Source organism: Patiriisocius marinistellae, from assembly GCF_009014635.1.
GTDB lineage: Bacteria > Bacteroidota > Bacteroidia > Flavobacteriales > Flavobacteriaceae > Patiriisocius > Patiriisocius marinistellae.
In genome coordinates this window covers 1-20,162 of the sequence record NZ_BKCF01000001.1, presented here as the reverse complement: position 1 = coordinate 20,162, position 20,162 = coordinate 1, and the positions used below count along the sequence as shown (strand labels likewise).

General features: G+C 33.8%; 15 protein-coding genes and 1 tRNA gene. 4 read left to right on the top strand and 12 right to left on the bottom strand.

The window, feature by feature from the left end:
* Positions 1-2 precede the first annotated feature (2 nt).
* The 4 genes from GB234_RS00080 to GB234_RS00065 all read right to left on the bottom strand — a co-directional run bounded on the left by GB234_RS00080 (position 3) and on the right by GB234_RS00065 (position 7,119).
* Complete coding sequence (locus GB234_RS00080) at positions 3-2,990, bottom strand: aminotransferase class III-fold pyridoxal phosphate-dependent enzyme (protein ID WP_235906029.1); 2,988 nt, start codon at positions 2,988-2,990, stop codon at positions 3-5.
* 54 nt (positions 2,991-3,044) lie between these two features.
* The gene (locus tag GB234_RS00075; protein ID WP_151892469.1) at positions 3,045-4,145 is read right to left on the bottom strand and encodes a DUF4407 domain-containing protein; all 1,101 of its coding nucleotides are present in this window, start codon (positions 4,143-4,145) and stop codon (positions 3,045-3,047) included.
* Positions 4,146-4,255: 110 nt separating this feature from the next.
* A complete protein-coding gene (locus tag GB234_RS00070) occupies positions 4,256-6,751 on the bottom strand; it encodes a M56 family metallopeptidase (RefSeq protein WP_151892468.1) in 2,496 nt (831 codons plus the stop codon).
* Between the two features lie 2 nt (positions 6,752-6,753).
* Positions 6,754-7,119, bottom strand: a complete 366-nt coding sequence (locus GB234_RS00065) for a BlaI/MecI/CopY family transcriptional regulator (protein WP_151892467.1) — start codon at positions 7,117-7,119, stop codon at positions 6,754-6,756.
* A gap of 209 nt (positions 7,120-7,328) precedes the next feature.
* Here GB234_RS00065 and GB234_RS00060 point away from each other — a divergent pair, with 209 nt between their 5' ends.
* A complete protein-coding gene (locus GB234_RS00060) occupies positions 7,329-7,922 on the top strand; it encodes a PhnA domain-containing protein (RefSeq protein WP_151893714.1) in 594 nt (197 codons plus the stop codon).
* Between the two features lie 66 nt (positions 7,923-7,988).
* Here the strand turns inward: GB234_RS00060 and GB234_RS00055 are convergent, their stop codons facing one another.
* Positions 7,989-9,377 carry a dipeptidase gene (locus tag GB234_RS00055; protein WP_151892466.1) on the bottom strand — a complete coding sequence of 463 codons (1,389 nt, stop codon included), beginning with the start codon at positions 9,375-9,377 and terminating at the stop codon, positions 7,989-7,991.
* Between the two features lie 67 nt (positions 9,378-9,444).
* Between GB234_RS00055 and GB234_RS00050 the strand changes: the two genes are divergently transcribed.
* Positions 9,445-10,143: an aspartyl/asparaginyl beta-hydroxylase domain-containing protein gene (locus GB234_RS00050; protein ID WP_151892465.1), complete on the top strand. Its 699-nt coding sequence runs from the start codon at positions 9,445-9,447 to the stop codon at positions 10,141-10,143.
* A gap of 77 nt (positions 10,144-10,220) precedes the next feature.
* A tRNA-Leu gene (locus tag GB234_RS00045) sits at positions 10,221-10,302 on the top strand.
* Positions 10,303-10,437: 135 nt separating this feature from the next.
* Here GB234_RS00045 and GB234_RS00040 read toward each other — a convergent pair.
* The 7 genes from GB234_RS00040 to GB234_RS00010 form a co-directional block, all read right to left on the bottom strand.
* On the bottom strand, positions 10,438-11,145 hold the full coding sequence (locus GB234_RS00040) for a hypothetical protein (RefSeq protein ID WP_151892464.1): 708 nt from the start codon (positions 11,143-11,145) through the stop codon (positions 10,438-10,440).
* 70 nt (positions 11,146-11,215) lie between these two features.
* Complete coding sequence (locus tag GB234_RS00035) at positions 11,216-11,923, bottom strand: hypothetical protein (RefSeq protein WP_151892463.1); 708 nt, start codon at positions 11,921-11,923, stop codon at positions 11,216-11,218.
* Between the two features lie 68 nt (positions 11,924-11,991).
* The gene (locus GB234_RS00030; protein WP_151892462.1) at positions 11,992-12,687 is read right to left on the bottom strand and encodes a hypothetical protein; all 696 of its coding nucleotides are present in this window, start codon (positions 12,685-12,687) and stop codon (positions 11,992-11,994) included.
* 63 nt (positions 12,688-12,750) lie between these two features.
* Positions 12,751-13,590 (bottom strand): mechanosensitive ion channel family protein, encoded by an 840-nt coding sequence (locus GB234_RS00025; RefSeq protein WP_151892461.1) that lies wholly within the window; start codon positions 13,588-13,590, stop codon positions 12,751-12,753.
* Between the two features lie 7 nt (positions 13,591-13,597).
* The gene (locus tag GB234_RS00020) at positions 13,598-15,748 is read right to left on the bottom strand and encodes a thioredoxin domain-containing protein (RefSeq protein ID WP_308645047.1); all 2,151 of its coding nucleotides are present in this window, start codon (positions 15,746-15,748) and stop codon (positions 13,598-13,600) included.
* A gap of 29 nt (positions 15,749-15,777) precedes the next feature.
* The gene (locus tag GB234_RS00015; protein ID WP_151892460.1) at positions 15,778-15,978 is read right to left on the bottom strand and encodes a dodecin family protein; all 201 of its coding nucleotides are present in this window, start codon (positions 15,976-15,978) and stop codon (positions 15,778-15,780) included.
* Positions 15,979-16,120: 142 nt separating this feature from the next.
* Positions 16,121-17,068, bottom strand: coding sequence for a NifU family protein (locus GB234_RS00010; RefSeq protein ID WP_151892459.1), 948 nt, complete (start codon positions 17,066-17,068; stop codon positions 16,121-16,123).
* A gap of 356 nt (positions 17,069-17,424) precedes the next feature.
* On the opposite strand from GB234_RS00010, the gene GB234_RS00005 reads away from it, so the two are divergent.
* A partial coding sequence (locus tag GB234_RS00005; protein ID WP_151892458.1) for an FIDD domain-containing protein occupies positions 17,425-20,162 on the top strand: 2,738 nt, incomplete at its 3' end.

Below are 20,162 nucleotides of genomic sequence, written 5' to 3'. Positions count from 1 at the left end.
TTTTAATAATGGTTCATATAATCTTCTTTAAAAACTTGAGTTAGGCGTACTATAAGTGTTGATGCATTTTCATGACTGAATACTAAAGGGGGTTTTATTTTTAAAACGTTGTGTTCAGGGCCATCAGTACTCATTAAAATGTGCTTTTGTTTCATTCTATTAGCAAGGTAAGTAGCGTGTAATGGAAGAGGGTTTTTATTGTTATCTACAAGTTCAAACCCTAAAAATAAACCAGCGCCGCGTACATCGCCGATAATTGGAAACTCAATTTGCAATTTCTTTAATTCAGCTTTTAAAAATTCGCCAACTTCAAGTGCGTTTCTTTGTAATTCTTCTGTGTCTATAATATCAAGGACTGCATTTCCAATAGCGCAACTCACAGGGTTCCCACCAAAGGTGTTAAAATACTCCATCCCATTTGCAAAAGCATCAGCAACTTCTCGCGTACACGCAACTACGGCAAGAGGATGCCCATTTCCAGCAGGTTTTCCCATAGTAACAATATCTGGAAGTACATCATGCATTTCAAACGCCCAAAAATGCGAGCCAACTCTTCCAAAGCCCGTTTGAACCTCATCAGCGATACAAATACCACCTTCTTTTCTAACATACTCGTAAATCTCTTTAAAATAGCCTGCGGGAGGAACAATTTGACCACCACAACTAATAATAGGTTCGCCTATAAAACCAGCAATTTTTTCATCAATAATTTTAAGATGTTCAATATGGCGTTCTGCATAACTTGCATATTTACTGCCCGAAGTTTCCCACGCATGGCGCCCTCTATAGGGGTCTGGTAAGGGTAAAATATGAGTGTGCTCTGGTTTTCCTTGCCCGCCCTTTCCGTCAAATTTGTACGAACTTACATCTATAGCAGCATTTGTATTACCGTGATACCCTACCTCAATTGCCATAATTTCTTTTTGGCCTGTTATAGTTCGCGCCATTCTTAGAGCAAGTTCATTAGCCTCACTTCCCGAATTTACAAAATGTAAAACGCATAATTCTGGAGGTAATTTTTTTAATAATGCTTGAGAATACGCAGTAATGCTATCGTGCAAATAGCGTGTATTTGTATTTAAAACAGCCATTTGCTGTTGTCCTGCGTTCACAACCTTAGGGTGTTCGTGGCCCACGTGCGCTACATTATTTACAGTGTCTAAATATTTTTGTCCTTCATTGTCCATTAAAAATACACCATCGCCTCTTACAATATGTAATGCTTTTTTATAAGAAACACTCAGCCCTTTTCCTAGATGCTTTTTTCTGAAATTTAAAATAGTATCACTCGGAGTATCTAATTCAGTTTTTAGATTTGCATTTTTGAATAATAAATTTGGATCGGGACAAATGCTTTTCCAAACTTCTGTTTGCTTCGGAAAAGTAACTCCCGGAAAATCTTTAGTATTGCCCAACATACTGAGCATTATTTGAAAATGTAAATGTGGCGACCAGTTTCCATTTTCTTGAGGGGTTCCTAAATATCCAATGCAATCCCCTTTTTTAATGGTGTCTCCTATTTTTAAATTTTGAGAACTTTCCGAAGAAAGATGTCCGTATAATGTGAAAAACGACATGTTATCAATGTGATGTTGCAAAATTATCAAACCACCATATTGTTTATATCCGCCTTCATTATTTGCGGTAATAACAGTGCCGTCAAACATACTATTTACAGGAGTTCCCGAAGGTAGCCAAAAGTCAATGCCTAAATGTACCGTACGACTTTCTGGCCCATCATTTCCTTCTTTGTCAAAATCTGTTGAAGTGTAAATGGGGCGTGGTTCTAAATAGCCGTTAGCAATTAGTTTAGTGGGATGCTCCTTTTGGAGTTGGTTGACCTTGTATTCAAATAAATCTAGATTGTTAAACTCATGCCTACTTCCCATCCATTTGCTGGACACTTTTAAATCTAGAAGATAAATTTCTTCTTTAAGTTGGGTGGGAAATAAATGGGTGAAACTAAAAGTGTGGTTTTTTACCCATTCAGTGAATATTTCTTCTTTGGGGTGCGGATTGTAATCACAAACACTACGAAAGCTATAATATGCAAACTCACTTGAAATGAGGTGCCATTTTTTAAGCAGCTCCCAAGCAGGTTGTTCGCTAATAATATGATACTCGTTTGATGGGTCAACTTCTTTTCGAATAGAAGATTTTGTAACCGAAATTACTAACCGTATCCCCACTAAAATGTACAAACAATTTAATTCTTTAGGAGATAAACGATAGGATTTATTATAACCTTCAATAACATCCAGCGCAGCTTCTAATGGGTCTGGTACATCCATAGCAGCATAAGCAATTAAAATGGCTAGGTCATTTACCGTTTGTGTAAAAACCGAATCCCCAAAGTCAATAATACCAGAAACGGTAGGATTTAAAAGATCTTCTGAAACGAGAATATTATAATCATTTACATCATTATGAACTACACTTTTGGGTAACTTAGCATAGCTATCTTGAATCCCTTGAAACAAATTTTGAAAAGTAGAAATAATATTTTTTTCTTCCCCTTTAAATCTGTCGAGATGATCAAGTGTCCATAGTGCATTTGCTATATCCCAATCATGTTTATTATTTGACGCGGGATGAGTAAAGGATTTAAGTGCCTGAGAAATGGCTCCTGCTTTGCTTCCTAAGTCTTTACGTAACGCTATTGTTTTAGGATTTATAGTTGCCCAAACTCTTCCAGAAACCCACCCTTGTAATCGTAAAAACCTATTGTCTTTAGTTTGTTCAAAATAATATAGTTTTGGCGTTTCAAAAGCTAGTTTTTCTTCTCGTAAATGTGCTAAAATTTTATTTTGAAAATCTTCAAATTCGGCATTATTGCTATTTGATATTTTAAAAAGAAAGTTTTCAGAACTATCAGACTCAAATTTGTAATTTAAATCTACATCACCGGGAAGTTTTGAAACGTTACCTTTTAAACCAAAATACAATGCAATTAATTTTTTTGCCTCTTCAATTTCTTGTGTTAATTTCATGTGCATTTCTTTGCACAACCAAATTAATCAAAATCAATTTGCAGACAATAGAATCTAAAGCATACTTTTTTGTTTCTTGTAAAAAGCATCAGCTTGTTCTTCCATGAGTTTTCGGGCAATTTTCCGCTTGTAGTCATAAATTGCTTGCTCCTCGGCAATGTCACCATACACACGATTGTTTACTTCAATATCAGTAGTTTTTAAAATATCTCGTTGTGCCTTTTGCTGTGCAACCCATGATTGTACAGTACCTTCTTGTTCGGCTAATTTGTAGTCGTAAGCACCTTTTGGAGAAAGTAGTTTTGCAATTATGGGCGACGTTTCAATCGCTAGGAATAGTAAGAATATAAAAAAGGAGGGAAGCCACGGCAGTTTGTTCAAAGCATTAATTCTCGCCATTAATCCATCAAAGCCATTAATAATAGGTTGTGTAGATGCTACCTGCGTTTCATAATCAGTTTTAATTTGCGCTATTTCTTTTTCTGCTTCGGAAATTTTTGCTTCATTAACCTCTTTAAGTATTTTAAAATCCGCTAAGGCGGCATCATGTTTTTGTCTCTTTTCGGCATAGACGGGGCCTTTTCCTAATTTGTTAGTTCCGCTAGTTCCTTCAGCTTCAGAAATATAAATGTCGTACAAGCCATTAACTGCTATTTCTTTTTTAGCAATCTCTTCTTTAAGACTTAAAATTTCAGAAGTCTTCGCATCAATATTCGGTGTAAATTGAAGTGCCAATTGGTCTTTGTTATCTAAAGTCATTTGGTTCTTTTCCGTCAAGAGCACTTGATTAATTTCTTTTTCAAAAATCTTCATTTCCAAAGGTTTTGAAATCACTATGGCGATGATGAGTGCAAGAATGATTCTGGGCGATGCTTGGATAAGTTCATCAAAAAAGTTGTCTCGTTTTTTAATAGTTGAAACGATAAATCTGTCTAGATTAAAAATTAATAATCCCCAAATCAACCCAAAAAAGATGGCGGTGAATACACTGTCAAAAACAGTGTACAAGGCAAATGAGCCAGCGATTGCTGCCATAACAGCAGTAAAAAATACGGTAGCGCCTATACCTGCATATTTAGTATTTTCTCCCGCGGAGCAGTCTTTAAGTATGTCTGTGTCTGCACCCGAGCAGAATATGAAAAAGCGTTGTAGCATAAGAATGTAATTAAAGTGTATGAGTTTATTAGAACGCTAAATGCCTGATTTTGTTACATAAAAAAACCTTGAAATATTTCAAGGTTTTAAAATAGTGTCTTTTTGAATTTTTATTTTTGAGTTATTTTCTCTCCTTTTTCATTAACAGCTTCGCCATGAACTGTCTTGTAGCTAATTACTCCATCATTTTTTACATATAAATAAGTCTCCCCGTTAATTTCAATATAGCCAGAACTATTTTTCTCTTTTTGCGCTCTAATAGATTTTAAAGTATCGTAATATACATCTGTTCCATTTTTATTGACGGGGCCGTCTCTCTCAATGATGACTGCAAAAGGCTTATTTTCTTTATAGTCAGTTCTAATTTTAGATTGTGGATGTCCCTTGATAAAATTAATAGCATCATCTGCACTAATTACTTTTTTTCCATATTGAAACCTAACATCTTCTTTAGCCATATCAATTATATAATCTAATGAATTAGTGGGTGCAGGCGGTGGAGGTGACGGAATATTTGATTTCTCACCTTTTAAAACTTTGGGAGCCTTTGGTGCAGGTGGTGGTATGTTTGATTTTTCACCTTTTTTTACCTTTGGGGCTTTAGGTGCAGGAGATGGTGGAGGTGGTATATCTGTTACGTTTAATCTTTCTATTTTTTTTCGTGTGTCCAAGTATATAGTCTTTTTTCCAAAATCATTATATTCAACCACTTCAAAAGCTTTTATATTATTTTCAGTAACAAATGCAATAGCTTGGTTAAGTGTTGCTCTATTGTTGTTTGTGCGGTATGATGTGCTATTTCCATCAAGATTATTTAATTCTTTGATGATTTGATTTTTCGTTTTGTTTTTCGCGTTATAATTTTTCACTATTGGATAACCATTACCATAGCCTAAGTGTTCTGGTTTGCATTCGAGGTGAGGCCAAAAAATACTCAAGCCGCCCGTAGTTTTTGAATATTTTGTTTTCTTAAACTCACGATCAAGGTCATTTAAAAAATCTTCTGAGGTGTTTTTAAAAGAAGTACGTGGTTGGGTTTGTTTAAAATCTTTCTCAGTCCAGTCCTTTGTTGCTGCGTCAACATCGTTTTTAAATGTCTCTAAACTTGAAACTTTGCCGTTTACAATAATTGTATTGAAATCAACTGCTAGTTTAAAAAATTTAAGGTTGTCAGTATCAAAATTTAACGGCTCATCTTGAAATGTAGTAATAGGAGTTTCAGTTTCAAAGTTCTTTGTGTAGAGGTTAATTTCTGGATTCTTTTTAAACAATGCAATTGCTTCATCGCTAGAAATTTCAGCGTCCTTATAAATAAACTTTCCGCCTTTTTTTGCTACTGCAATAATATGATCTAAGGTTTTTGTATTTTCAATCTCATTCTCTTGTGGAACTGGAGGAATGGTGATAAAGTCACTTTTAGAGGTGGATTGTTTATAAAGTGCAGTATTTTTAAAAGCACGATTAACACGGTTTATAAAAGGTGTAAGTGTGTTGTCTGTGGTAATACTCACACGATATAATTTAAAATCTTCTACAGACCATTTTTTAGTTACAGCATCAATTTCAGAACTAAAATTATCAATATCTGTTTTTTTATCGTTGACATAAATGGTCATTCCATTAATGGCCACTTTAAGTAGTGGTTTTTCTTCAGAAATATTAATTGCATTTTCAATGTGTGATTCTTCTGAAATTTTAGCGATTTCTTTAGTGGTGCTAAAACCGTAAATTGAAACTGCCAATACTGGAAGTATTAATAAGCTGCGAAGCAATGTTGCTCTTTTTGATGCTGTTGTTTTCATAACTGTGAGTCGTTTTTTTACCTGCCCAAAAGCATTTGATGAAAATAATGCTGTTAGGCGGTTTGATGAATGAATAATAGAATTTGCCAATACTGGCGAGCTAGCGTTTGATGAGAACGCGAGTAAAATATTTGAATAATTGTAGGCATCTGCACCGCTATTTAATACAGCACGGTCTGCTAAAAATTCGTGATTGAGTTTGATGCTTCTTTTGTACAACCAGATAAAGGGATTGAACCAAAACACAACTTGTAAAAGTTCTATAAAAAGTACGTCAATGCTATGTTTTTGAATTGCATGTGCTTCTTCGTGCATTAATACTTCCTGCGGAATTTTTCCGTTTTGATAGTCGTCTTTATTTAAAAATACATAGTTGAAAAACGTATGCGGAATGGTTGCCATTTGTAATAACACGCGAAACACTGAAACAGATTTCTCTTTAGGGTTTTGCTGAATTTTTTTTATAATCTGAAATAGATTTTTAAAAAATATACTTCCAAATATTAGTACGCCTAATCCGTATAAACTCCAAATAATTATTGGTGTATAATTTACTGTTGGAGTAATGTTTAGATTTTGTTCAGTCGTTAAAATTTCCGTGGAAATTGGAAAATTTGTAAAAGCTACTGGAGCAACTTCAACGTAAGTTGTAAATACAATTAACGGAATTATTGCTGCTGCGATAAAGCTACCCAACAAATAAAACCGTTTGAAGGTGTGCATTGCTTGTTGCTCTAAAATAAGTTTATAGAACGCATAAAATAGGGCGAGGCAAGCGGCAGACTTTAAGATATATGCTTCCATGGCTATTTAGTTTTAATTTGGTCGTTGATGATTTTCTTTAATGCCTCGAGTTCTTTTTTAGAGAGGTTTGTTTCTTCGGTAAAGAAAGATGCAAATTGTGTTGCACTATTGTTAAAAAAGTTTTTGATGAGTCCATTAACGTGTTTTGAAAAATAATCTCTTTTTGCTACGAGCGGAAAATATTCTCTAGAGCGACCGTATTGAATGTAGTCCACAAAATCTTTATCCTGCATGCGTTTTAAGAGCGTCGCAATGGTTGTTGTTGCGGGTTTGGGCTCTGGATATGCTTCAATGATATCTTTCATAAAAGCGCGTTCCTTTTTCCAGAGAATTTGCATTAAGGTTTCTTCTGCATTAGTTAAGCTCATGTTCTACAAATTTAGATTGTGTTCTACAAATATAGAGTTTATTTTTTAATTCTACAAATGTAGAGTAATAAAATGTTTAATTTATAATTTCAACAAGGTCGCTTGTGTTTAAATTTTCGTTTTTCTAATTTCTACTTTGTCTTACCTTTACCGTTAAATCAAACAAAGTCGCTTGGAGGGTTAAAATTTCCGCTTTGCGTATAGCTATTATGAATCAAGACATTGAAAGAGAAATAAAAAAACGAGCCGAAGACAAATGTGAGTTGTGTGGACACGCAGAGCCAGAAAATCTTCTGCTTTTTGAGGTTCCAAAAACACCCGAATATATTGAAGGTGCTGATAATGGTTTACAGGTTTGCACCACGTGCGAATCTCAATTTGATAGCGAAGAACGTGACATAAATCACTGGCGCTGTTTAAATGACAGCATGTGGAGCACTGCTGCGCCGGTACAAGTTATGGCATGGCGAATGTTGCACCGTTTGAAAAAAGAAGGTTGGCCACAGGATTTATTAGATATGATGTATATGGAGGAGCAGCGGTTAGAATGGGCGGCGGCAGAGGGTGATGCAGAGGATAAAAGTAATGCGCTTGTTCATCGTGATGCAAATGGTGTAATATTACAGGCAGGTGATAATGTGGTGTTGATTAAAGATCTTAAAGTAAAAGGATCTAGCATGGTTGCAAAGCAAGGAACTGCAGTACGGAGAATATCATTAGACCATGAGAACGATACCTACATTGAGGGGAAAGTTGATGGAATTCAAATTGTGATAATCACTGAGTACGTGAAGAAAACATAGGTGCGAAAAAAAAAACCTCTCAGTTTTTAAAGTTTGAGAGGTTTAGTTCTTCTTCGGAAATATGTGCTATTTACTCATTTGAGTAAAATGATGAAAAAACTGTGGGATGGTCTCAATCCCTTTTAAGTAATTCCAAACTCCAAAATGCTCGTTAGGTGAGTGAATAGCATCACTATCAAGCCCAAATCCCATAAGGATGGTTTTGCTTTTTAATTCCTTCTCAAAAAGCGAAACAATTGGGATACTTCCTCCACTACGTTGTGGAATAGGGGTTTTGCCAAAGGTGCTCTCATACGCTTTTTCTGCAGCTTTATATGCAATGTTGTCAATAGGTGTTACGTAACCTTGACCACCATGATGAGGCGTTACTTTTACAGTTACACCTGCTGGAGCAAGGCTTTCAAAATGTGTTTTGAACAATTGTGTAATTTCTTTCCAATCTTGATGAGGTACCAAGCGCATAGAGATTTTTGCAAATGCTTGACTTGCAATCACGGTTTTAGCTCCTTCGCCTATGTAGCCGCCCCAAATTCCATTGACGTCTAGTGTAGGTCTTATGCTATTTCGTTCATTAGTGGTATATCCTTTTTCTCCATATACCGCATCAATATCTAGTGCTTTTTTATACTTCTCTAAGTTAAATGGCGCTTCGCCCATTTTCTCTCTTTCTGCTTTAGTAAGTTCTTCTACTTTGTCGTAAAACCCTTTTACAGTAATATGGTTATTTTCATCATGTAGTGAAGCAATCATTTTTGCTAGAACATTAATAGGGTTTGCGACTGCACCCCCATACAATCCAGAATGTAAATCTCTATTAGGTCCAGTAACCTCAACCTCTACATAACTTAATCCTCTAAGGCCAGTAGTTATACTAGGAATGTTATTTGCAATCATTCCAGTGTCACTTATTAAAATTACATCATTGGCTAATTTTTCTTGATTGCGCTCTACATACCAAGCAAGATTTACACTACCAACTTCTTCTTCACCTTCAATCATAAATTTTACATTACAAGGAAGTTGATTAGTAGCTGTCATAAATTCCATTGCTTTAACGTGCATGTACATTTGTCCTTTGTCGTCACAGCTACCTCTGGCAAATATTGCACCCTCTGGGTGTAGCTCAGTTTTTTTAATTACGGGTTCAAATGGTGGGCTGTCCCAAAGATTTATTGGATCTGGCGGTTGTACATCATAATGCCCATAGACTAATACCGTGGGTAAGTTTTTGTCAATTATTTTCTCACCGTAAACAATAGGATAACCTGGTGTTTCACAAATTTCAACATGGTCACAACCTGCTTTCTCAAGACTTTTTTTAATGACTTCGGAAGTTTTGATAACCTCGTCTTTGTATTTAGAATCTGCGGATATTGATGGGATTTTTAGTAATTCAACAAGTTCATTTAGGAATCTGTCTTTATGTTCTGAAATATACTCTTTTGCGCTTTTCATAGTCTAATTTTTGTTTGCCCAATGTAACAAAAAAGAAGTAAATTAGAGGAAGCTAACTACAGAATTTATGAATAATAACGCGATAAAATTACCTTTTCACTTTTCGGAAGAACTACTGCTTAATGATTTAAAATATTGTAAATCACTAGAATTTGTCAAACATTATAGCACTGATAATTATGTGGGAAATTGGAATTCAATATCGTTACGTTCGATAGATGGATTACCTCAAAATATAAAGGCATTTGATCCCATGAATGATAATTGGGTTGATACTTATTTGTTAGATCATTGCTTTTACTTTAAAGAAATTATTGATTTGTTTAAATGTGATAAATATGCAATACGATTGTTAAATCTTGCACCAAATAGTCGTATCAAAGAACATACAGACCATAACTTGGGCTATAGTGATGGGGTGTTTAGAGTTCATGTTCCAATTGCCACTAATAATAGAGTGCAATTTGTTATAGGTGGTGCACAAGTGCCAATGAGAGTAGGCGAGTGCTGGTATGGTGATTTTAATGTTTCTCATAGTGTTTGTAACTTAGGTAATACTGAGCGTGTACATTTAACGATGGATTGCAAAAGGAATGAGTGGAGTGATTCTATGTTTAAAAACTCGGGGTATGATTTTGATTTAGAGAATAAAATTGAAATTTATGATGATGTTACCAAGAGAAGTATGATTGCTTCGTTACAAGAAATGGATACAGATGTAGCAAGAGCGTTGATAATCAAGCTGCAAAATGAACTTAGAGAATAGATAGATAAAACAATTGACAAAAAAAGGTCTTTTTTTTGTTCAGATTATTGGGATTATTTATATTTGCACTCCTTAAAGCGGATGTGGTGGAACTGGTAGACATGCTAGACTTAGGATCTAGTGCTTCACGGCGTGCAGGTTCGATTCCTGTCATCCGCACAAAAAGACTTCAACTAACGTTGAGGTCTTTTTTATTTTCTACCTATTATACGAGCGATTTAATGTTTTTAAAATTTCAGCATAAAAAAAACCACACAATAAATAGTGCGGGTATTGTAATGATATTAAAAGTAATTACTGTTTTTCAAAATACTTCACAATTGTAATAAGGTCTGTTTCATCCTCAATATTAAGTTTTTTGTCTTTAGCATACTTTTTAAGAAAATCTGCTTTTTGTCCAAAAACTTGATATTTGTCATTTTTAGAATCTGGTAATTGGAAAAATCTTTTTCTTTTTGTAACTAAAAAATAGAGAGGGTTGTCGGTAAACTTGGCTGGTATATCTCTGGTTAAAGAGGTGTGGGACTTAAGTGGATAGCGTACATCTTTTGCGTGTTTTTTTAATATATCTACTTGTGTTCCTTCGTAGAGGACTTCAAAAAATTCTCCATTTTGAATACTACCCTCAAATGGGACTAATACAAAAGTTTGTTCTTTAATTTTAACTATTAAATCTGGAACCTTTTTAAGGTTAATTATATCAAAGTTTCTAGTTTTTAAACTTTCTTTTGTCTCAATTTGCTTTGATATAACATTATACCTTAGTGCTAAAAGTGGAGAAATGAGCGAATCTTTTATATAGACAGTACCATATTGAAAATCTGGATTAACATATGGTGTGCCAATATAAGAACTCTTGTCTTCAAAATTAATTTTAGAGGCGTCTTCATCGTTCTTGATTTTCATTTTAATTATATCTAAGTCTGTAAGTTGTTGACTGTAGATAGTCCCGGAAATCAAAAATGATATTATTGCAAATAAAAGTGCTCTAATCAGATTCATAATGCTAATTTTTTTCATTAAAAAAGCCTTCGTTTTTATCGAAGGCTTAATTTAAATATAATTTTTAAATTTAAATGGTTTCAAAATACTTAATAGCTTTTAAGAGATCTTTTTCTTTATTCAAATCAAGACGTTTTTCTTTAACGTATTTTTTAACTTGCTTTTCTTTATCACCAAAAACTTTCAATTTTTTATTTCGTGAATTAGGAAATTGATAGAATTTACCAACTTTAGTCACTAAAAAATATTCTGGCTCGTCTGAGAAGCTTGCTGGAATATCTCTTGTAAGTGATGATGTGGCTTTCTTTTCTTCGTCAAAATCCTTAATAATTTTTTTATAAAAATCAACTTGTGAACCTTCATAAATTACTTCAAAATATCCGCCTTCTTCAATTCCGCCTTGATATGGAACAAAAACAAATATTGTACTTACAATTTTAACAAATATATCTGGAGATTTAGTCAAAACTTTTGCATCATCATCTGGAGATGTAAGTTTTTCTTTAACTTCCATTTCATCAGCAATTGCATTATATCTTAATGCTACATTTTCTGCTAATAATTTTCCGTCTTTATAAATACTACCCGGAAGGAACGAAGCATTATTATAGGGGGTTCCTGTATATGTATCTGTATCTGCAAAACTAATACCTTTAGATTGCCTTTTGATATATTCATCCATTAAAAACAGATCTGAAGCAAATTGCTTTCCATTAAAACTTTGTGCTGAAATATTTCCAGTCAATATGATAGCTAAAATTATTATTATTTTTTTCATTTTTATGTTTTATATAGAATTTTCAAAAACCTTGCCAGAATTTGTATCTTAATTAAATGAACATAAACTTATAGGGTATTATAAAAATCAATAGCTGAAATCAAATCATCATCTTTTCTTAGATTTAGATTTTCATTATCAATATGATTTTTCATTGCTTCTTCTTTATCAATGAACAATCTTTTTCTCTTAGATTTTGAGTTTGAAAGCTCCATCAAAGAACCATCCTTTATTTTCACATATAGAGTTTCTTGTTCCTTAAAAGTAGCAGGTACTGAGCGTGCAATAGAATTCACAGATACTTTACCCTCTCTATAATCCTTAGAAAGTTTTTTATACAAAGAGATATTTTTACCTTCTCTCAAAACGTTAAAATATCCATCTCTCATATTCTTGTTTGGCGAAGGTAAGAATACAAGTGTTTCATTTGCAATGCTAACGTGTATGTTCGCATCTTTCTTTATTACATTTGCTACTGTAATTCCGCTATTAAGTCCTTTAGTCAACTCAATTTCTTCATCTAGGACGTTATATCGTAAAGCTACATTGTTTGCAACAACTTTTCCATTCATGATTATTGAACCCATTTGGAATTCTTCATTCATATAAATTGATCCATTAGTATCCTTATAACCCTTAAATATTGGGGTTGTTTTTGAAGATATGTAATTTGATTCAATTTGCTGATCATTCCCCATATTTTGAGCAAATAAACTTGAGGTGATTAGTAAAAAAAGTGAGACTGTAATTGGTAAGATTTTCATTTAGTTTTATTTTAAATTTTCATAGCACCCAAAAATACATTTTATGATTCCTGTAAATGTTAATTATTTGTTATTATTTGTGTAGAAATGTACATCTCTCTGCGGAAATGGTATAGAAATCCCTGCAGCTTCTAATCGTTTTTTACCTTCTTCTAAAGTAAACCATCGCGCATTCCAGAAATTTTCATTAGTAGCCCAGTATCGTAATGATAAATTAACAGAACTATCAGCTAACTCAGCCATCACTATCATAGGCATTTTATTTTCTACCTTCATTATTATTTCTTGCTCCATGGCTAACTCTAATAATATATTCTTTGCGGTTTCTACACTACTATCATAAGATATGCCAAAAATGATGTTTTCTTTTCTTATGCCTTCAGTAGTGAAATTGATAATAGTTTCATTTGATAATTTTCCATTAGGTAAAATGGCTTCTTGATTTCCAAAGGTCAATAGTTTTGTATTAAAGATTGAAATTTCTTTTACAGTCCCCTCAACTCCTTGCGCTTTGATGAAATCTCCTACTTTAAAAGGCCTTAATAATAAAATTAAAACACCTCCTGCAAAATTAGAAAGAGAGCCTTGAAGTGCTAGACCTATTGCAAGACCGGCTGCTCCAATAATAGCAATTAGTGACGCAGATTCAACACCCAATTGAGTAATGACTAATACAAATAATATAATTTTTAAGCTCCAGTTTATAAGGCTAGCAATAAATTTTTCCAACGTAACATCATAATCTTTACGTTGAAAGAATTTGTTAATTAATCTACTAATCACTCTAATAATCCATAATCCTATAAAGAGCATTAAAACTGCTAATATTAGATCGGGTAAAAAGTCAATTAATTTTTGACCGTATTTTTCAATGTAATAATTTATATCGTTAAACTTTTCCATCTCTTTTTTATAATTTTATTGGGTTTATTGATTTTTTTACGTCTGTTTCTGGTAGTTTGCAAGCGTTATTTACACATATGTATATCATAGTTTTTCCATCTATATAACGCTCTTTTATTAATGGCGAATTTCCTTCTGTAATACTCCCCGCTAATAAGGCGTTAGGTAGATAATAGGTGTTAATTGCCTTTATTTTTTCTTTTGCATTTTTTCCAACTACAACTACTTCGTAGTAGCTATTTTTATAATTCATTAACAAATCTAGCCAGTTTGAAAATCCAGTAGGGTACTGTTGAATTTCGGGGGTGACGTTTGCTAGCATTTGTCTTGCAACCTCGTTATATTTATTGTTGTCAATATAATGTGCTAGCTTAAATAAGTTTTTTGCATGGATTGAATTTGAAGCTGGAATTACATTATCACGGTATTCAAAATTTCGACTTACTAACGCTGGGTCTTTATCGTTTGTATAGTAGAACATTTGATTTTTAGTATCAAAAAAATGTTTAAATGTGTATTCGGTTAATTGATTTGCAGTTTGTAGCCATTGTTCATCAAGACTAGCTTCGTATAATGAAATGTAGGCGTCTATAACAGTAGCGTAATCTTCAAGATATCCATTAATATTGCTTTTTCCATTTTTATGATTTCTAAATAAAGCGCCATCTTCTTGTAATACATTATCTTTAATAAAATTTGCATTTTTCAACGCGATTTTTAAATAATCTTTATTTCCGAAGACTTTATAAGCATCAACATATCCTTTAAGCATTAATCCATTCCATGAAGTTAAAATCTTGTCATCCAATCGAGGTTTATTTCTTTTACTTCTGAAATTTAGCAGGATTTTTTTCCATTTTGTTTTTTTCTCTTGGAGCTGTTTTAAAGAAATATTGAAGTTTTTTAAAATTTCAAGATCACTCTTGTCGCGGATTAATACATAATGATTGTTTTCCCAGATTCCATAGTTGTTTATATTATAATATTCTTTGAAAATTTCAAAATCATCACCTATTTGGGTTTGTATTTCTTCTTTTGAGTAAATGTAATAAGCACCTTCGTTTAAATTTCCATTTTGATCAATACTGTCTGCATCTAACGAGGAATAGAAGCCGCCATTTTTATCTGTAAGTTCTAAGGCTACAAAAGCTAGTATACCTTCTACAACTTCTTTATAAAGAGGATTTTTTGTCGCTGTATAAGCATCACTATAAAGACTTGCCAGTTGTCCATTATCGTAAAGCATTTTTTCAAAGTGCGGTACATGCCATTTTGTATCAACACTATATCTAGAAAATCCACCTCCAATGTGATCGTATATTCCACCATAGGCTATTTTTTGAAGTGTATTGTCTACATAATTCATTAAATGTTCATCTTTCTCTTGCTTTGCATAGCGTAATAAAAATGCATAGTTACTAGGCATCATAAACTTTGGAGCTCTATTGAGACCGCCAAACTTGTGATCAAAGCTTTCAGACCATTTTTTTACAATTTGATTTGTGTTGAAAGTTGGGTAATCTATTTTATCAGTATTTAAAGGAACTAAGTCCATACTTTTGATTCCAGCTTCTAATTGATTTGCATTTTCAATTAATTTGTCTGGATCTTCGACGTATATTTTTTGAATTTGCTCTAATGCACTAATCCAATCCCTTTTTTTAAAGTAAGTTCCTCCCCATACTGGGCGCCCATCAGGAAGCGCAACTACATTTAATGGCCACCCTGCGCTACCAGTCATTAATTGAACTGCATTAATGTATATCTGGTCAACGTCTGGTCGCTCTTCTCTATCTACTTTAATGCTTATGTAGTTTTCATTCATAACATCTGCAACGGCATTATCTTCAAAACTTTCATGTTCCATGACATGGCACCAATGACATGCAGCATACCCTATGCTAATAATAATAAGCTTGTTTTTTTCTTTAGCAGTTGCGAACGTTACATCATTCCAAGCAAGCCAATCAACTGGATTGTTAGCGTGTTGTAATAAATAAGGGCTAGTCTCATTAACTAATAAGTTTTTAAATTGATGTGTGTTCACAATATCTTTTTTGGAAGAGTTACAAGAAGCAAATGTTAAAAGTAAAACAAGTGTAACTTTAACAGTGCGCATGGGAATTAAAATAAAATACGCTCTTGAAAATATTTTCAAAAGCGTTTAATTATGTAAAAAAGCAACTCTTATTTAACCTCAAATGTAATTTTTACATTCACACGAAATTCTGTAACATTATCGCCATTAACAACAGCTGTTTGTTCATTAAGATAAACAGATCGAATATTCTTGACACTTTTTGCAGCATGTTTTACTGCATTTTTTGTTGCATCTTCCCAGCTTTCATTTGAGTTTGCAAGTACTTCAATAACTTTTAAAATTGCCATAATGGTATTTTTATTGATTAATAACTGCTTGCAAATTACAGTTTTAAAAAAGGCTTTTTCTGAAATTTGAGTTAAAAGAAATAGATTTTTTAATTATAAACAGCTGTGTTTCAGTTGTTGTTTATTAAAACTAAATTATAATTTATCCATTTATAGCTTCAACAGTAGTTACACGTCCTTGTAGCATCTCTTGCATCATTGTTTGAATTCCGTTTTTTAAAGTAATGGTTGAAGAAGGACAGCCACTACATGCACCTTGTAAAATAACTTTTACAGTTTTACTATCAGGATTATAAGAGTCAAATGCAATATGTCCACCATCACTAGCAACAGCAGGTTTAATATACTCATCAAGAATAGAAATTATTTCTTTTTCAGTTTCTGAATGATCATAGTTTTTAGCGCTATTGTTTGTTGGTAACGGTGCTAACTCATCTGTGTTTTTCTCTTCGGAAATTTTAATTTCATCAGCACGTTTCCGAAGAAAATCATTCGAAAATATCGCTTTTCCTTCTTCAATAAACTCTCTAATGAAAGAACGCAATTCATTTGAGATTTCAATCCACTCAACGCTATTGTATTTTATAACAGAAATATAATTTGAGCTTATGAAAACTTCTTTTACAAACGGAAATGTAAAAAGAGCTTTAGCTAAAGGAGCATCTACTGCGTCATCTATATTTTTAAACTCAAAGGTGCCGTCAGCTAATGGTTTGTTTGCTACAAACTTCATAGCAGTTGGATTAGGAGTGCTTTCTGCATATACTGTTACAGGTACTTTTTTTGAAACTTCTCCCTCACTGATAACCTCTGCTCCGCTGTTTAAATATTCGGCAATAGAAGTAGCTACTTCATCTTGTACTGTCTCCCAGGCTACAATATTATATTTTTCAATTGCGATAAAGTTTTGAGAAATGTAAACAGTTTTTACAAAAGGAAGATGGAATAATTGCTGTGCTAACGGGCTTGGTTTTGCCTCGTCAATATTTGCAAATTCAAAACTTCTTGCTTGTGTTAAAAACGAATTTGCAACAAACTTTACAATATTTTCGTTATTAGTAGGTTGTACTGTTATATTAAAATGAGACATGTAACGATTTTTTTTGCAAAAATAACAAAGAAAATCAATGTATTCAATATATTTGGCAGTCATTAAACCTTCTTTTTATGATTAATCATTTACTCGATATATGTATTTTTTTAATACCATTTTTTTGGTTTTTAAAAAGTACTGTTGAAAGGATGATTGCTGAGCAACAATCTATAATGTATATTTTTTTTGTTAGATTTAATTTGGTTTCATCGTTCTTTAGTGATCGCTATGTCAATCAAGGATCTTATTTTAGGTTTAAATATAAAATTTGTAAACCCAACGAATTATAATGGTCAAACATCGTTTCTTTTATTTTCGAGAAATTATGTAGCGGGTATAAAAAAACAGTCAGTATGAAAAGATATCTACTCATTTTGTTATTTTGTTTTTCAGGAACTTTACTTTCTCAAGTAGAGCCAATTACGCTTTTTCAACAATTTAACGGAAGGCTGGATTTTACAGGTGTAGGGAATACATTAAATGCATCAGCAAATCCAGGATCTTGTGATTTGTTAAGTGAAAGTAGCGCAGAATTGTTGTTACAGCCAACTGAAACAATAGTATCAGCACATTTATATTGGAGTTCACCTTGGGTCAATGCAATAGGAGGGGATTTTAATGTAATGTTAAATGGTTCAGCTGTTAGTGCCACCAGAGATTTTCATTTAATAGCAGGTACAGGAAATACATATTTCGCTGCTTATGCAGATGTTACAGCAATAGTTCAAGCTACTGGTAATGGAACCTATACTTTTTCTGGTCTTGAACAAGACTTAATTGCTACTGGTGCTTGTAGTAATGGTACTAATTATGGAGGATGGGCAATGTATGTAATTTATGAAGACCCAGCTTTGACTCAAAACCAAATATCACTTTTTGATGGATTGGAATTTGTTTCAGCAAATAACCCAAGTATAGATATCACTATTGGGCCTCTAGATGTTGCAAGTGACCAATTTTCTAAAATAAGTTTTTTAGCTTGGGAAGGTGATATTCCTAACCCTAATATGGAATCTTTGACAATAAATGGTCAATTGATCTCAAATGCTCAAAATCCACCAGATAATGCTTTTAATGGAACAAATAGTTATACAGGGTCTACCACATTATGGAACATGGATTTTGATGCCTACGATTTGCTGGGTATTATTGCTCCAGGTGATGCGGATATTGATATAGCTTTGACTTCAAGCCAGGATTTTGTAATGGTAAATAATATTATTACAAATGTTAACTCAGAACTTCCAGATGCTACAATCACAATTGATGCGATAGGGGTATTGTGTGATAATAGTGATATTGATGTTGATTATACGGTTTCAAATATAGATAGTACAGAAGCTCTTGAGCCTGGATTACCCATTGCTTTTTATGCTGATGGAGTTTTAGTAGGACAAGCAGTGACTACTGGAATAATAGCTATTGGCGGTTCTGAGAGTGGTACTGTAACGTTGAATTTTGCTCCTCCAACTCCCACAGTGTTTAACTTAAGAGCTGTTGCAGATGATGATGGAACGGGAATGGGTACAGTAGATGAAAATAATGAAAACAACAATTTTTTTGATTTAGTAGTTGATTTGTCTCAACAGGGATTAGATCTTGGTCCAGATTTGTTTCCATGTGTTAATGAAATCGTTACTATAGGTCAAGATTTAGGGTCTGATTTTACATATCAGTGGTATTTTAATGGTACCTTTTTGCCTAGTGCGACAGGACCATTTTATAATCCTACGCTGTCAGGAACATACACTTTAGAGGCCTTTAGAGGTTTTTGTACAGTTAATCCTGACATGATTGATGTAACATTTCAACCTGATCCTGTAGCTGGAATCCCAGACGATTTAGAGGCTTGTGATGGCGTTCCTAATGATGGATTTGCGGTTTTTGATTTAACTTTAAGTATACCTCAAATCCAAAATGGTCAAACAGGAACTACGGTTACTTTTTATAGAACTCAAGGGCTAGCAGAATCTGCAAATTTCCCATTTGCAACTCCTAATATGTATACCAATACTACCGCTTCCTTTCAAACGGTGTGGGCAAGATTGGAAGTAGATGCTTTTGGTTGTTTTGATGTCGTCCCTTTAAATTTGATAGTCAACGACAGTCCTTCTATTACCTCCCCCATCAGCGATTATTTTTTATGTGATTTAGATGGAGATGGTTTTGAGACTTTTGATTTAACGAGTAAAGACGCAGAGATTTTAAATACTCTTGTTGATGTTGACTTGAGTTATCATGAGAGTGAGCTAGATGCCCAGAACAACACAGCACCAATTATTCCTGCAGATGCCTATGTAAGTAGCAATACCGTTGTTTGGGTTCGTGCAGTAAACTATGAGAACGGTGACCCTAATGGCGCCGAGCTTTGTACAACTGTTGGCAGTTTTAATTTAGTATTAGGACAAGTACCTGTTTTTAATGTGCTTCCAGAAATCACAGCCTGTGATGATGAGATAGCAGACGGTATTACAGAGTTTGATTTAAATAGTAACAATACAGCGATAACAGGAGGAAACACTGGTCTTAATGTTACGTATTATAGCAGCTTGGCCGATGCACAAGCACCTATGAACGCCCTTGCTGTATTTTATACCAACCAGACCAACCCTGAGGCAGTATGGGTACGTGTGGAGGACAATATGAGTGGTTGCTATGGTATCTTTGAGAGCCAGTTAGTAGTGATAGCACGTCCAGAGGTTTTTCAACCAGATGACCTTATTTACTGTGACGATGATAACGACGGTTTTGGAACCTTCACTTTGGAAGATGCAAGTGAGCAGGCAGTAGGAGGTAACCCATCGGGAACCTTAGTAGTAACCTATCACTTAACCCAACCCGACGCAGACAACAATGTACTGCCACTAATGAGTCCTTATGATAACGAAGTGCCTTTCGATCAGGTGGTATACATCCGCGTGAGTGATTTAGCAACAGGCTGTTACAACACTACCATAGTGCATCTAATCGTAGAGCAAACCCCTCAAATAACAGACCCAGCCCCATTGGTGGTTTGTGATACAGACGCAGACGGTTTTGCTGTGTTTAACCTTATAGAAGTAGAAGACGATATCCTTTTTGGTCTTACAGG